This is a genomic window from Streptomyces sp. PR69, from assembly GCF_026420845.1.
Taxonomy (GTDB): Bacteria; Actinomycetota; Actinomycetes; order Streptomycetales; family Streptomycetaceae; genus Streptomyces.
The window spans coordinates 146,526-159,583 of record NZ_JAOWCB010000009.1 but is presented as its reverse complement, the minus strand read 5'-3'; the positions used below and the strand labels follow the sequence as shown (position 1 = coordinate 159,583).

The window sequence follows — 13,058 nt, the reverse complement described above, 5'->3', positions numbered from 1 at the left end:
GACCGCGCTGCCCGTACGGCGCTTCACCGCCGTCTCACGCGGCGGTGAGGCGGTTGCGGACATCGATCACATCGTCGATGTCCTCGATCCGCACGATCAGTTGCTTGGCGTCGGCCTCGGCCATCCGGCCGCTGAGGTCGACCACGCCGTCGCGGACGGCGACGGTGACATGGCCGCGGGCGGCCGGGAAGTCCGCGGCGAGGATCTGGCTCTCGATCTCCCAGCGGATCTGGTCGTCGTCCCGCAGCAGGGCCTGGAGCAGCGCATTGCGGTGCACCACGCCGACCAGGCGTCCTTCATGGTCGGTGACCGGCATCCGCTTGAGGCGGGAGAGGGCGGCCAGCCATGCCGCCTCGGCGACCGGCGTGCCGGGGTACACCGCGATGGCGGGGCTGGTCATCAAGGCCTCCGCGGTCTGACCGCGGGCCTTTTCATGGAGCCTGCGCTCCCTGGCACGGCCGATGAGGGCCGGCCGCCGCCCGGATGCCGCGATCGCGGCCTTGGCGAGGAGATCGGACTCCGAGACGACGCCCATCACCCGGTCCTCCTCGTCGACGACGGCCACCAGCCCCGTCCGCTCCCGGCTGAGCACGCGGGCGATGTCCGGGAACCGCAGCTGCCCCGGAACGGAGGGCGCGGGCACGTCCATGACGTCGCGGACTTCGAGCGGGCCGGGCCCGGGGGGCTGCTGGGGCTGCTGCTCGGGCGGCTGTACGCCGGGCTCCTCGGCTGCCGGCTTCTTCGGCTCCGCCGTACGCGCCGGCGTGCGCTGGGCGGCCTGCTGGGCGGAGGCCGCGGTGACCGCGCCGAGGTAGCGCAGCAGCGAGTCCTGGTGCGGGGATGCGCCGGGCCGGGCCGCGGCGGCCGGCCGGCGGGCCGCGGCGCCTGCGGAGAAGTTCGAGTGTTCGTTCACCGTGGGCTCCTCACTCCGGCTGCTCGTGTGGTCTGCGTGGTCTGGGTGGTCTGTGTGGTCTGCGTATCCAGTCTTCGTCGCGCACGGCCGGATTCTCAGGGCCGGTCGGCCCCGTACCGTGCGGCGGTCGGCCCTGCCGGGGGAGAGGCGGTCAGATCTCGTCCTGGCCCTCCGGCGCCGGGACCGTGATCACCGGGCACTCCGCGCGCTGCAGCAGACCGTACGAGACGGAGCCGAGCAGCATGCCGCGGAAACCTCCGCTGCCGCGGCGGCCGACGACCAGGGCCAGCGCCCTGCCGGACTCCTCGGCCAGCACGTCGACGGGGTGGCCGCGTACGACGGCGTGGGTCAGCGGCACCTCGCGGAAGGCCCCGGCGCGGGCCGCGACGGCTTCCTCCAGCCGGGTGCGGCATTCCTCAAGCGCCGGGCGGTCGTCCTCCAGGAAGGCCAGCAGCGGCGGCTGCCAGACCCACAGGGCGCGGACCGAGGCCCCGCGCAGGGCTGCGGCTTCCAGAGCGTGGTCGAGGGCCGCCGTCCCGGACGCGCTGCCGTCGACTCCGGCCACCACATACGGCGGCTCTTCGACGGCCTGCTCCCCCTCGGGCACGACCGCGACCGGGCAGGCCGCGTGGGAGCTGACCGGTTCGGCCACCGAGTAGGCGCTCAGCTTCTGGGCGATCCTGCCCAGCCCCCGTGAGCCCACGACGACGAGACAGGCGTGCCGCGACTGCTGGACCAGGACCTGCGCCGGGGTGGCGTCCGTGATGTACGTCGACAGCTCCAGACCGGGATGGCGCTCCAGGGCGCGTGCCGTGGCCTTGTCGAGCGCCTCGTCGCCCAGCTCGCGCAGCGCCTTGTGGTGGGCCGTCTCCTCGACGCCGCGCACATGGTGGGTCATCGGGAGCACCGCGTGCACCAGGCGCAGCGAGGTTCTGCGGCGTGCGGCTTCGTCCGCGGCGTAGTCCGCGGCGGCGTCGGCTGGCTCCTGGGCGTCGACGCCGAAGACGACCGGGGGGTTCTCACTGGCGGAAGTCATGGCTCCTCCATGGCTGGTGACTGCACCGTAGGCCCGGCGGACGGCGTGTGTCGGGGGGACGTTCGGCCCCTGATGCGGACTGTTCGGCCCCTGCGCGCCGCCCGTGCGCGGCGCTGCACTGGAGGTGTCCGAAGCCCACCGTCCGGCTCGCTGCCGAGGAGGCAGGAATCATGGCGACACTGGCACGCAAGCAGAGGTTCCCGTTCCCGGATCTGCCCGAGTGGTTCGAGGCGTTCCCCTCCCGGTTCGCCATGCCGGCCATGGCCGATCTCTACACCGTGCGGATCGAGTCGTACACGGAGAACGACCGCTATGTGGTCCGCGCCGAGCTGCCCGGGATCGATGTGAAGGACCTGGACGTCACCGTCGAGGAGGGCATGCTGAGCATCAAGGCGGAGCGCACCGAGCGCGAGGTCGACAAGACCCACAGCGAGATCCGCTACGGGTCGTTCACCCGCAGTGTGGCGCTGCCCGCCGGTGCGAAGGAGGACGACGTCAAGGCCGAGTACGCCGACGGGATGCTGACGGTCAGCGTCGGTCTCGGCGAGGAGAAGCGCGAGGCCAGGCACGTCCAGATCAAGCACACCGCCTGACGGCCCTGACAGCCCTGACGGCACTGACGTCCCTGACAGCTCTGAGCCGCTCTCGGGCAGCCGGCCCGGCACCGGGTCTCACCGTCCGGACGCGGTGTGCGACAGCGCCGCGAAGTGGTCGGTGAACCAGTTCCCGGCCAGCTCGGTGACCGCTTCGAGGGCGCCCGGCTCCTCGAACAGATGCGTGGCGTCGGGCACCACCTCAAGCCGGTTCTCGCAGCGGAGCCGGGCCTGCGCCTGCCGGTTGAGGTCGAGCACCATCACATCCTCGCCGCCGACGATCAGCAGCGTGGGGGCGCTGACGCGCGGCAGCCGGGAGCCGGCGAGATCCGGCCTGCCGCCGCGGGAGACGACCGCGGCGATCGGCGCGTCGGTCTCCGTCTCGGCCCACAGGGCGGCGGCCGCGCCGGTGCTGGCGCCGAAGTAGCCGACGGCCAGCCGCTCCGCCTCCGGCTGCTCGCGCAGCCACGCCGTGGCGTCCGCCAGCCGGCGGGCCAGCAGCGGGGTGTCGAACACCTTGGCCCTGTCATGCGCCTCCTGCTCGGTGAGCAGGTCGAACAGCAGGGTGCCGAGCCCGGCCTCGTTCAGCCCCGCCGCGACGAACCGGTTGCGCGGGCTGTGCCGGCTGCTGCCGCTGCCGTGGGCGAACATCACGACGCCCACAGCGCCCTCGGGGATGGTCAGATGCCCTTGGAGCCGTACGGGCCCGGCGGTCACATCGGTCTCCCGGTCCACGGGTCCGGCGGAACCGCCCGTGTCCTGCCCGGCCCGCCCCCGCGGGTCGCCGCGTGCGCGCGAGCGCCTCTCGGCGGCCGCGAGACAGGCGAGGACCTCCTCGTCGCTCGTCTGGTCGAAGTCCGCGTAGAACTGCCCGATGGCGTAGAAGCCGGGCGGGGTGTCCAGACTGATCAGTTCGTCCGCGGCCGCCCCGAGCCGGTCGGTCCAGCCGGGCGGGGCCACGGGCACGGCCAGCACGACCCGGGCCGCGCCGCGCTGCCGGACGATCCGGCAGGCGGCGAGCGCGGTGGAGCCGGTCGCCACACCGTCGTCGATCACCACGGCCGTCCTGCCGTCAAGGGCGGCGGGGGCGTGGTCGCCCCGGTAGCGGCGGGCGCGCTCGTGCAGCACTCCGCGCTCATGCCGCTCGACCTCCGCGAGGTCCGCCGGGGAGACGCCCGCCCGGCCCATGACCTCGTCGTTGACGACGCGCGCGCCGTCCTCGCCGATGGCCCCCATGCCCAGCTCCGGCTGGTACGGCACGCCCAGCTTGCGGACCAGGCAGATGTCAAGCGGGGCGTCGAGCGCCTGGGCGACCTCGGCGGCGACCGGAACGCCGCCGCGGGGCAGCCCCAGCACGATCACGTCCTGGCTCTTGAGGTGCTCCAGCCGGGCGGCCAGCCGCCGTCCGGCGTCGACACGGTCCTGGAAGTACATGGTCCGACCTCCTGAAGGCCTGCTGTGCGGCCGCCGGTGCTTTCAGAGTGCCCCGATGCGGGCCGGGCAGTCGGGCGCGGCGGCCGGCGGGCCCGGCTGCCGAGGACCCGGCCACCGAGGACCCGGCTGCCGAGGACCCGGGCGGCGAGGTCAGCGGTGCGGGACCAGTGCGACGGGGCAGTCGGCGTGGTGCAGCACGGCGTGGTTGACCGGCCCGAGCTGCATGCCGATGTGTCCGCCGCGGCGGCGTGCGCCGACGACGAGCAGTCCGGCGCCCGCCGAGGCCCGCAGCAGGGCGTCGCGCGCATGGCCCTCGACGGTGCCGCGCTCCACCACCACGCCGGGGCGCCGGCGGCCGGCCGCGGCCAGCGCGTCCTCCAGCCTGGTCTCCTCCATGCCGCGCCGACTGCCGGTTTCGGCGTCCGCGAACTCCGGATGGTCGGACAGGTCCAGGGAGGGGGTCTGCCAGGCGTGCACCGCGCGTACGGCCGTGCCGCGCACCTCCGCCTCGCGCAGCGCGAAATCGAGGGCCGCGGCCGCCTCTTCGGGGTCGCCGACGCCGACGGTCACCACACCGTCGCCGGTCTGGCCGGGGCCGCGGGGCGGTTCGCCGCGGACGACGAAGACGGGGCTTTCCGCGTGCGCGGCGACGGAGAGGCCGGTGGAGCCCAGCAGCAGCCCCGCCAGCGCACCCCGGCCGCGGCTGCCGACCGCCACGGCGAAGGCGTCACGGCTGCGCCCGATCAGCGCGTGCGCCGCGTCCTCCTTCGCGATTTCGCTGGTCACTTCGGTGTCCGGGGCATCCGCGGCGTCCGCGGCGTCCGCGGCGTCCGCGATGTCCGCCGCGCGCCTTCTGGCGCGTTCGAGCGCCACGGCGGCGATGTTCTCGGTCAGGGTCCGTCCGGCGTCGCGCCGGACGTCGAACGCAGGCCGGCGTCCCTCGAACCGCTCCCGGCTCGACGCGTGGACGATATGCAGCGGCACCCGGTGCAGGACGGCCTCGTCCACCGCCCAGTCCAGCGCCTCAAGGCTGGGCCCGGATCCGTCGACCCCCACGACAAGCGGCTGGACCATCGTTCTCACTGCCTCTCGTGCTCGCAGCAGCGGTGCCTGACATGGGCGGCGGGGCGGGGCGGGCGAACAGCCTCCGCGGGCCCCGGCAGGCGGAAAGGGCCCATCCGCTTCTCGCGGATCCTGATTGCGCGGTGCGCGGCGGAAAGCCGCTTCTCCGCGCCCTCTCGTGGGCCCTTTCCGTCATCTCCAGGAAAGCACCCGGCCGCCGGCCGCGCCAGGGCCGACCGGTCCGGAAAGGCCCCCGCCCGGCCCTGTTCCGCGCGCGGTCCGGCCCGCAGGCTCGAAGTCTGGCGGACCGGGCGGACCGGGAGGATGAGAGCCGTGGCCCAGGACGATCAGACCGGGAACGGCAGCCGGGTGCACACCCGGTGCGGCCGCACCATCAGCGTTTCGCGCTTCGGCCATGAGCCGCTGCCGCCCGGAATGGGGCGCGTGGTGCTGGACACCGCCTGGGAGCCCTATGACCACGGTGAGGTGTGGGCCTCCCTGACGCCTGAGGAGGCGCGCCGCATCGCCGGGCTGCTGCTCTTCCACGCCGCGGCCGTCGAGCCGCCCGCACCGGGGCCGCCCGGCCGGGCCGAGGCCGTCCCGATCTGCGGCGACGCCTATGAGGTGAGCGTCCGCGGCCATGTGGTGACGGTCGATCAGCCGGTCGCGGACGGCGGGGCCGACACCGCCCCTTCCCCGGTCGAGCTGTTCGCGGCCGCGCTCGCCTCGTGCACCGCGCACTATGCGGGCCGGTTCCTCGACCGGCACGGCCTCAGCCGGGACGGGCTCCGGGTGCGCGCCGACTACACGATGGCCGGGGACCGCCCGGCCCGCGTCGCCTCGGTCGCCGTCCGGGTGGACGCTCCGCAGGTGCCGCCTTCCCGCGTCAAGGCCCTTGAGGCCGTGGCCGCGCACTGCACGGTTGCGAACACCCTGGAGACGCCGCCCGAGGTGACCTTCACCGTGCACGGGGAGCAGCAGGGCGACACAGACAGGGTGTGATCCGTATGTGCCCGGAAGGGACCGGCGAGCGCACGATGTCCGACGTCACCGTCACCGATCTGTACGAAGTGACCATGGCGCTGTCCTATGTGCGCGAGGACATGCGGCAGGACGCCACATTCAGCCTGTTCGTCCGGGATCTGCCGGCCGGCCGGGGCTTTCTGGTGGCCGCCGGGCTGGAGCCCGTCCTGGACTATCTCTCCGGCTTCCGGGTCGGCCCGCGGGAGGTGAGGGACTTCGCCGAGGCCCTGGGGCGGCCCGCCAGGGATGTGGAGCCGCTGCTCGGCCTGGAGTTCGACGGGGAGGTGCGCGCGGTTCCGGAAGGGCGGCTCGTCTTCGCCGACGAGCCGCTGCTGGAGGTCACCGCACCGCTGCCGCAGGCCCAGCTCGTCGAGACGTATCTGCTCAACCAGGTGTGCCATCAGACCGCCGTCGCCTCCAAGGCGGCGCGCTGTGTGCTGGCGGCCGCGGGCAAGCCGCTTGTCGACTTCTCGCTGCGGCGCACGCACGGCACGCAGGCGGGGCTGCAGGCGGCCCGGCTGTCCGCGCTGGCCGGCTTCGCGGGCACCAGCAACGTGGCGGCCGCCGTGCGGCTGGGCATCCCAGCCTCCGGCACGATGGCCCACTCCTACGTCGAGGCGTTCCCCGGGGAGGAGGAGGCGTTCCGGGCGTTCGCCCGCGCCCACCCGGGGCCGGTCACCTTCCTCGTCGACACCTACGACACCGAGGCGGGCGTCGCCGTGGCGGCCCGGGTCCTCGCAGAGCTGCGGCGCGGGCCGGGCTGCGCCGTCCGGCTGGACAGCGGCGATCTGGAGGCGCTGGCCCGCCGGGCGCGGAGCATCCTCGACGACGCCGGGCTCGGCGATGTGCGGATCATCGTGAGCGGCGGACTGGACGAGTACGGCGTGGACGCCCTGGTGCGGGCGGGCGCGCCGGTCGACGTCTACGCCGTCGGCACCCGCGTGGGCGTCGCCGCCGACGCCCCCTATCTCGACGCGGCGTACAAGCTCGTCGCGTACGACGGCCGACCGGTCATGAAGCTCTCGTCGGCGAAGGTGACCGCACCGGGCCGCAAGCAGGTCTTCCGCCGCCCCGGATGCGCCGATGTGATCGGGCTGTACGACGAGCCGGCCGGCGAGGACGCCGAACCGCTGCTGCGCACGGTGATGCGGGGCGGGCACAGAACCGGTCCCGCCGACACGCTCGCCGGCGCCCGCGCCCGCTTCGAGGCCGACCTCGCCGCCCTGCCGCCCGCCGCACGGCGCATCCGCGGCCCTGAGGCCCCGGCGCCCGGCTTCTCCCCCCGGCTGACCGCGCTCACCGACGAGGTGCGCGGCCGTCTCACCGCAGGCAACCGTGCCCCTCCGAGGGCCTCAACGCCCGACAAACCGCGGCCCGACCAGTCGCAGCCGCCGTCCCAGCCGTGACCGGGGCCGCCGCGGGGGCCGGAGGTCCGGAGAGGGGCTGTTCGGTCCCGCGGCGGGACTGTCGGCCCCTGCTGTCCCGCCCGTGCGGCGGCGACGCTGAGGGTGCGGCCGTATGGGCGGCCGGAAGGAGGTCCGTGCCATGGCACAGCATGTGGTCGCCGGTCTGGACGGCTCGCCGGAGAGTCTCGCCGCGGCCGAATGGGCCGCAGAGGAGGCTCTGCTGCGGCAGGCCGCGCTGCGTCTTGTGCACGCCGAGGAGGTCGCAGCCGGTTCCGCCGCCCCGATGGTGCGGCCCGACGTGGTGCGCGGCTGGGCCGACGGCATCCTCGCGGAGGCGGCACAGGAGCTGCGGCGACGCCACCCGGGGCTGGAGATCAGCACCCGTCGGCTGTCCGGCAGGCCGGCGGCGGCCCTCGCCGTCGACGCGCTGGACGCGGACCTGCTGGTCCTCGGCTCCCGCGGCCTGGGCGCGGTGCTGGGCTTTCTCGTCGGCTCGGTCGGCCTGGCCACGGTCGGCGCCACGGAGCGGCCGGTCGTGCTGGTGCGGGCCGACGACACGCGGGCGGGCGGTGCGGGCCGTGGCGGCTCGGGGCCGTACGGCGAAGTGCTCCTGGGCGTGGACATCCACCAGTCCTGCGAGCCGCTGCTGGCCTTCGCCTTCGAGGAGGCGGCGCGCCGGGGCTGCACCCTGCGCGTCGTGCATGCCTGGACGCTGCCGCCGGTCTTCAGCTACGCGCCCGTGCTCGACCCCGGCATCCAGCTGGAGGTCGGCGGGACCGTCGCCCAGTCGCTGAGCGACATGCTGGCCCCGTGGCGGATCAAGTTCCCCTCGGTGCGGATCACCGAACGCCCCGTCATCGGCCCGCCCGCCCGTGAGCTGGTGTACGCGGCGGACAACGCCGACCTCGTCATCGTCGGCCGCCGCATCCGCTCCTCCCCGCTCGGCGCCCACATCGGCCATGTCGCCCATGCCGTGATCCATCACTGCGTCGCGCCCGTGGCCGTCGTGGCGCACGACTGACCGCGCCGCCGTCAGGAGGCTCCCGTGTCCCACGCCGGCCGGCCCTATTCCGTGACATCGGGCCAGCCGTAGCCGGAGACGCCCGGCTTCGGCTGCGCGGCGTCCGCGGCCGTCTGCTCGCCCTCCCCGGCCCCCACCGCCTCCAGGCCGCGGTCGGCCAGCCGCATGAGCTGGTCCGCCAGATCGCTCATCGCGCGGCTCGCCGCGAGCTCGTCGCCGATTTCCGGCACATCGACGTCCTGGGGGTTGCAGCGGGCGACCCCGCGGCCAGTGAGCCGGGTGACGCCTGTGTCGAGCACGGCCTTGGCCTTCGTCGTACCGTCCTCCTCGGACAGGTAGACGCCTGCCTTCCACTCCAGCGTGCGTGTCATGTTCGCCTCCATGCCGTCATCTCACGCTCGCCCGGCTGCCGCGTCGCCGTCTTGAGGCGTTCAGTCCCCGCCGTGGGGCCGGTCGGCCCATCCGGTTCCGGCCGGTCGCCCGGCGGCTCGCCGGGGAGTCCGTCGCGGATGCCCTCGGCCGAGCTGTAGGTTGACCGGGGCTGCAGACGTTCTTATCAAGTTTTCAACGAACCACTTGTCGTTTTGTCGATTCTCATCAAGATTGCTGACCATGGCGACCGTTGTGCTGGTGGGGACGCTGGACACCAAGGGGACGGAGTACGGCTGGCTGCGCGAGCAGCTGCTGCGCGCCGGGGTCGAGGTGATCGTGGTCGACGCGGGGGTGATGGGCACGCCGCGCACGCCGCCCGACATCCCACGCGAGGAGGTGGCCCGGGCGGCCGGCGCGGACCTCGGCGCGCTGCGCGCGGAGGGCGACCGCGGCGCGGCGGTCACGGCGATGGCCGACGGCGCGGCCGAGACGCTGAAGCGGCTGTACGGGGAGGGCCGGCTGCACGCGGTGCTGGCCGTCGGCGGCAGCGGAGGCACGTCGATCGCCACCCGTGCGATGCGCGGACTGCCGCTGGGCGTGCCGAAGCTGATGGTCTCGTCGATGGCCGCGGGCGATGTGTCACCCTATGTCGGCTCCGCGGACATCGCGATGATGTACAGCGTCGTCGACATCGCCGGGATCAACAGCGTGTCCGCGCCGATCCTGGCGAACGCGGCGGACGCCGCCGCGGGGATGGCCAGGGGCTTCGCCGCGGCCTCCCGCGCCCTCGTTCCGGCCGAACTCGGCGCGGGCGGCAGACCGCTGGTCGCGGCCAGCATGGCGGGCGTGACCACGCCCGGCGTCGACGCCGCACGCGAGCGGCTCACCGAGCTGGGCTACGAGGTGCTGGTGTTCCACGCCAGCGGCACGGGCGGGCGCACCCTGGAGTTCCTCGCCGGACAGGGGCTGTTCGCGGGCGTGCTGGACCTCACCCTCTGCGAACTGGCCGACGACCTGGCGGGCGGCATCCTGACGGCCGGCCCCGACCGGCTCCGCGCGGCGGGACGCAGCGGCGTTCCGCAGGTGGTGAGCCTGGGGGCGCTGGACATGGTGAAGTTCGGCCCGCTCGACACCGTGCCGCGGCGATTCCGCCCCCGCGGTGTGCGGGTGCACAACCCCTCCATCTCGGTCGTCCGCACGACTGCCGCCGAGTGCGCGGAGCTCGGCGTCCGCATCGCCGCGAAGCTGCGGGAGGCCGCCGGGCCCGCCGTTGTGTGCCTGCCGCTGCGCGGCCTGTCCACCCTCGGCGCGCCGGGCGGCCCGTTCCACGACCCGCGGGCGGACGAGGCCCTGTTCGCGGCGGTACGCGGCGGACTGCGCGGCAGCGCGGTGGAACTGGCCGAGTACGACACCCACCTCAACGACCCGGCCTTCGGCCGCGCGGCCGCGGAGCTGCTGCACCGCCTGATCACCGGCTTCCGGACGGCGGACTGCGCATAGCCCGGTCGCCGTTGACGGGAACCGCTGTGTGGCGGAAATGTGTCTGTGGTGGCGACAGCGGATCCCTCGCAGCCGCCTCACGGTCCCCAGGGGGGAGAAACACGCTATGAGCGCATGGTCGGTCCCGGGTTACAGCGAGACCCGGGAGCTCGGCTCCGGCGGCAGCGGGCGCGTCGTGCTCGCCGTCCACGAGGCCACCGGCACCCCCGTGGCCGTCAAGTACCTCAATGAGCGGATGCGGCGCGACGAGGCGTTCCTCCAGGAGTTCCGGGCCGAGGCCCGGCTGCTCGGCGGGCTCGACTCGCCGTATGTGGTGCGTCTGTACGAGTATGTCGAGGCCCCGGACGGCGCGGCCATCGTCATGGAGCTGGTCGACGGGGTGGCGCTGCGTGCGCTGCTGGCCCGTGAGGGGAGCACCGGGCCGGAGGCGGCCCTCGCCGTCCTGAAGGGCTCGCTGCTGGGGCTCGCCGCGGCGCACCGCACGGGTGTCGTGCACCGCGACTACAAGCCGGAGAACGTGCTGGTCTCCGCGGACGGCTCGTCCAAGCTCGTCGACTTCGGCATCGCGGCAGGGCGCGGCACGACTCCCGGCGTCGCCGGCACGCCCGCGTATATGGCGCCCGAGCAGTGGAGCGGCGAGCCCGCCTCGCCGGCCGCCGACGTCTACGCCGCGACGGCGACGTTCTTCGAGTGTGTGACGGGCCGCAAGCCGTTCGCGGGCGAGAATTTCGCCGAGTTGGCGCTCGCGCACACCAGCGCGCCCGTCCCCGAGGAGGACGCGCCGGAGGAGGTGCGTCCGCTGATCCGGCGGGGGCTGGCCAAGGCCCCGGACGAGCGCCCGGAGAACGCCGAGGCGTTCGTGGCCGAGCTGGAGGAGGTGGCCTGCGCGGCCTACGGCCCGGACTGGGAGGAGCGAGGGCAGCGCAAACTGGCCGCGCTCGCCGCGCTGTTGCCGCTGCTGTTCCCCTCGGCGGGCGCGCCGCCCGCCGGGGCCACGGCCCTGGCCTCCACGTCGCTGGGGCAGGGGCACGGTCTGCGTGTGCTGTGGCCGGGCAAACAGGGCCTGCTCGCCGCCGCGCTCGCGCTCGTGCTGGGCGTGGTGCTGTCCATCGCCGCGCGGGCCGCGGGCGATGCGCCGCAGGACGCGGCCGTCCGGGCCGTCGCGACGACCAGCGCGTCGCCGCACGGGGAGCCGGCGGCGACGCCGCCGGGCGAGGGGCCGTCCGGCTCTCCCCCGGCGAGCACGGCCCCGGCGCACTCCCCGACCCCCTCCCCGGCCGCCTCGCTCACCCCGGCCCCGCCTCCGACGCCCGCGCCTTCCCTCACTCCCCCGGTCCCGCCGGGCCCGCCCACGACGCCCACGCCCCCGGCCAGCCCTGACCCGCCGGTCTCCCCGGATCCCCCCGAGAGTCCTGACCCGCCGGAAAGCCCGGACCCGCCGGAAAGCCCGGACCCGCCGGAGAGTCCGGACCCGCCGGCCGTGACCGTCACCTCCGTGTCCGTCACCTCGCTGCGGCGGCACGGGGACACGGCCACCGCCACCGCGACGGTCGAGGTCCGCACCCGGGGCGCCGGCCCCGTGACGATCACCGTGGACTGGGCCACGGCGTTCGCCAAAGGCGATGCGGGCGCCGCCGACGGGCCCGCCCAGGCGTTCGAACGCAGCGGGGGCACTTCGTACACGCTGACACTGACCCACACCTTCCGGGGCAAGGGCTGCTACTGGAGCGTCGCCGCCCGCACCGAGCCCGCCGCGGCCAACGGCTCGTCCGTGCAGCAGCTCCAGGCCAGGCGGTGCCCGGTCGGATGAAGGACCCCCGCGCCGCCTTCATGAAACCTCCCGAACCGGAGAGCGGAGAGCCCGACAGCGGACGGCCAGAGAGCGGCCGGCCCGAGGGTGAGCAGCCGGAGCGGGAGCAGCCCGCGGCCGACGGAGTCGAGCACAGCTACAGCGCCACCGTGCTCGCCAGCCACTGGGTCGAGCGGCCCGCCGTACAGCCCGACCGCGTCGAGGGCTCGGTGCTCCGCTTCGGCCCCGGCGTCACCGCCGCGGTCCGCCCGCGAGGCGGCGACCGGGACGTCACCGCCGTCCTCTGGCGCGGCGAGGCCGCGCCGCCTCCCGGGCGACCGCGCCCTTCCCGTCTCGCCACGGCCCTGCGGCGCTACACCCTGGCGCTGGTCGTCCTGCTCGCCGTACTCGGCTACCTGGCCTGGCAGCGGTACGGGGCGCCGCTCGCCGTCGAGAACGTGTCCGTCCGCACCGACCAGCCGGGCCCGCCGTGCGACGGCACCGCCGATGTCACGGCGCTGGTCACCACCAACGGGCGTCCCGGAACCCTGACGTACCGCTGGGTGCGCAACGACGGCACGGCGTCCGGCGAGCTGAGTGAGCGGCTGGCGCGGGGGCAGCGGGAGACGCGGCTGCGTCTGCTGTGGTCGTTCGAGGGCACGGGGGACTTCCGGGCGGAGGCAGAGCTGCGGATCGAGTCGCCGGAGCGGCGAAGCGCGGCGGTGGCCTTCGTCTACCGGTGCCCGTAGGCGGCCGGGGGTCTGCTCCCCCTTCCCCGCCCTCCCCCTGCGCCCGGGGCGTGGGGCCCCGGCCTGAAACGGGGCTCCGCCCCCGGCCCTCCCGCTGGGGAGGGGGATACGCCGGGCTCCGCCCGCAGCGCGGCAGCGTCCCCAAGGGGCGCGAGGCTGT

At 74.8% G+C, this 13,058-nt stretch carries 12 protein-coding genes; 7 read left to right on the top strand and 5 right to left on the bottom strand.

What is annotated here, in order from left to right; genetic code table 11:
* Positions 1-34 precede the first annotated feature (34 nt).
* Positions 35-913, bottom strand: a complete 879-nt coding sequence (locus OF819_RS11905) for a CBS domain-containing protein (protein ID WP_267243420.1) — start codon at positions 911-913, stop codon at positions 35-37.
* Positions 914-1,064: 151 nt separating this feature from the next.
* The gene (locus OF819_RS11900) at positions 1,065-1,949 is read right to left on the bottom strand and encodes a universal stress protein (RefSeq protein ID WP_267243419.1); all 885 of its coding nucleotides are present in this window, start codon (positions 1,947-1,949) and stop codon (positions 1,065-1,067) included.
* Positions 1,950-2,119: 170 nt separating this feature from the next.
* On the opposite strand from OF819_RS11900, the gene OF819_RS11895 reads away from it, so the two are divergent.
* Positions 2,120-2,542 (top strand): Hsp20/alpha crystallin family protein, encoded by a 423-nt coding sequence (locus OF819_RS11895; RefSeq protein WP_267243418.1) that lies wholly within the window; start codon positions 2,120-2,122, stop codon positions 2,540-2,542.
* A 78-nt stretch (positions 2,543-2,620) separates the two neighbouring features.
* Here the strand turns inward: OF819_RS11895 and OF819_RS11890 are convergent, their stop codons facing one another.
* Entirely contained in the window at positions 2,621-3,976 is a 1,356-nt protein-coding gene (locus OF819_RS11890) for a phosphoribosyltransferase family protein (RefSeq protein WP_267243417.1), read from the bottom strand.
* A 150-nt stretch (positions 3,977-4,126) separates the two neighbouring features.
* On the bottom strand, positions 4,127-5,050 hold the full coding sequence (locus OF819_RS11885) for a universal stress protein (RefSeq protein WP_267243416.1): 924 nt from the start codon (positions 5,048-5,050) through the stop codon (positions 4,127-4,129).
* A gap of 321 nt (positions 5,051-5,371) precedes the next feature.
* Here OF819_RS11885 and OF819_RS11880 point away from each other — a divergent pair, with 321 nt between their 5' ends.
* From OF819_RS11880 to OF819_RS11870, 3 genes are all read left to right on the top strand, one after another.
* The gene (locus tag OF819_RS11880; protein WP_267243415.1) at positions 5,372-6,040 is read left to right on the top strand and encodes an OsmC family protein; all 669 of its coding nucleotides are present in this window, start codon (positions 5,372-5,374) and stop codon (positions 6,038-6,040) included.
* Positions 6,041-6,075: 35 nt separating this feature from the next.
* Positions 6,076-7,467 carry a nicotinate phosphoribosyltransferase gene (locus OF819_RS11875; RefSeq protein ID WP_267243486.1) on the top strand — a complete coding sequence of 464 codons (1,392 nt, stop codon included), beginning with the start codon at positions 6,076-6,078 and terminating at the stop codon, positions 7,465-7,467.
* A gap of 139 nt (positions 7,468-7,606) precedes the next feature.
* The gene (locus OF819_RS11870) at positions 7,607-8,488 is read left to right on the top strand and encodes a universal stress protein (protein ID WP_267243414.1); all 882 of its coding nucleotides are present in this window, start codon (positions 7,607-7,609) and stop codon (positions 8,486-8,488) included.
* Between the two features lie 44 nt (positions 8,489-8,532).
* Here the strand turns inward: OF819_RS11870 and OF819_RS11865 are convergent, their stop codons facing one another.
* Complete coding sequence (locus OF819_RS11865) at positions 8,533-8,859, bottom strand: DUF1876 domain-containing protein (RefSeq protein WP_267243413.1); 327 nt, start codon at positions 8,857-8,859, stop codon at positions 8,533-8,535.
* 241 nt (positions 8,860-9,100) lie between these two features.
* Here OF819_RS11865 and OF819_RS11860 point away from each other — a divergent pair, with 241 nt between their 5' ends.
* The 3 genes from OF819_RS11860 (at position 9,101) to OF819_RS11850 (ending at position 12,898) form a co-directional block, all read left to right on the top strand.
* Complete coding sequence (locus OF819_RS11860; RefSeq protein WP_267243412.1) at positions 9,101-10,360, top strand: Tm-1-like ATP-binding domain-containing protein; 1,260 nt, start codon at positions 9,101-9,103, stop codon at positions 10,358-10,360.
* A 106-nt stretch (positions 10,361-10,466) separates the two neighbouring features.
* Entirely contained in the window at positions 10,467-12,170 is a 1,704-nt protein-coding gene (locus OF819_RS11855; RefSeq protein ID WP_267243411.1) for a serine/threonine-protein kinase, read from the top strand.
* The gene (locus tag OF819_RS11850) at positions 12,167-12,898 is read left to right on the top strand and encodes a hypothetical protein (RefSeq protein ID WP_267243410.1); all 732 of its coding nucleotides are present in this window, start codon (positions 12,167-12,169) and stop codon (positions 12,896-12,898) included. The genes OF819_RS11855 and OF819_RS11850 overlap by 4 nt, the downstream gene beginning before the upstream one ends.
* Positions 12,899-13,058 lie beyond the last annotated feature (160 nt).

Coding starts and splice junctions, on each gene's coding strand:
- OF819_RS11900 (WP_267243419.1), bottom strand. CDS start 1,949: ATGACTTCCGCCAGTGAGAACCCCCCGGTCGTCTTCGGCGTCGACGCC.
- OF819_RS11895 (WP_267243418.1), top strand. CDS start 2,120: ATGGCGACACTGGCACGCAAGCAGAGGTTCCCGTTCCCGGATCTGCCC.
- OF819_RS11890 (WP_267243417.1), bottom strand. CDS start 3,976: ATGTACTTCCAGGACCGTGTCGACGCCGGACGGCGGCTGGCCGCCCGG.
- OF819_RS11885 (WP_267243416.1), bottom strand. CDS start 5,050: ATGGTCCAGCCGCTTGTCGTGGGGGTCGACGGATCCGGGCCCAGCCTT.
- OF819_RS11875 (WP_267243486.1), top strand. CDS start 6,076: ATGTCCGACGTCACCGTCACCGATCTGTACGAAGTGACCATGGCGCTG.
- OF819_RS11870 (WP_267243414.1), top strand. CDS start 7,607: ATGGCACAGCATGTGGTCGCCGGTCTGGACGGCTCGCCGGAGAGTCTC.
- OF819_RS11865 (WP_267243413.1), bottom strand. CDS start 8,859: ATGACACGCACGCTGGAGTGGAAGGCAGGCGTCTACCTGTCCGAGGAG.
- OF819_RS11860 (WP_267243412.1), top strand. CDS start 9,101: ATGGCGACCGTTGTGCTGGTGGGGACGCTGGACACCAAGGGGACGGAG.
- OF819_RS11855 (WP_267243411.1), top strand. CDS start 10,467: ATGAGCGCATGGTCGGTCCCGGGTTACAGCGAGACCCGGGAGCTCGGC.
- OF819_RS11850 (WP_267243410.1), top strand. CDS start 12,167: ATGAAGGACCCCCGCGCCGCCTTCATGAAACCTCCCGAACCGGAGAGC.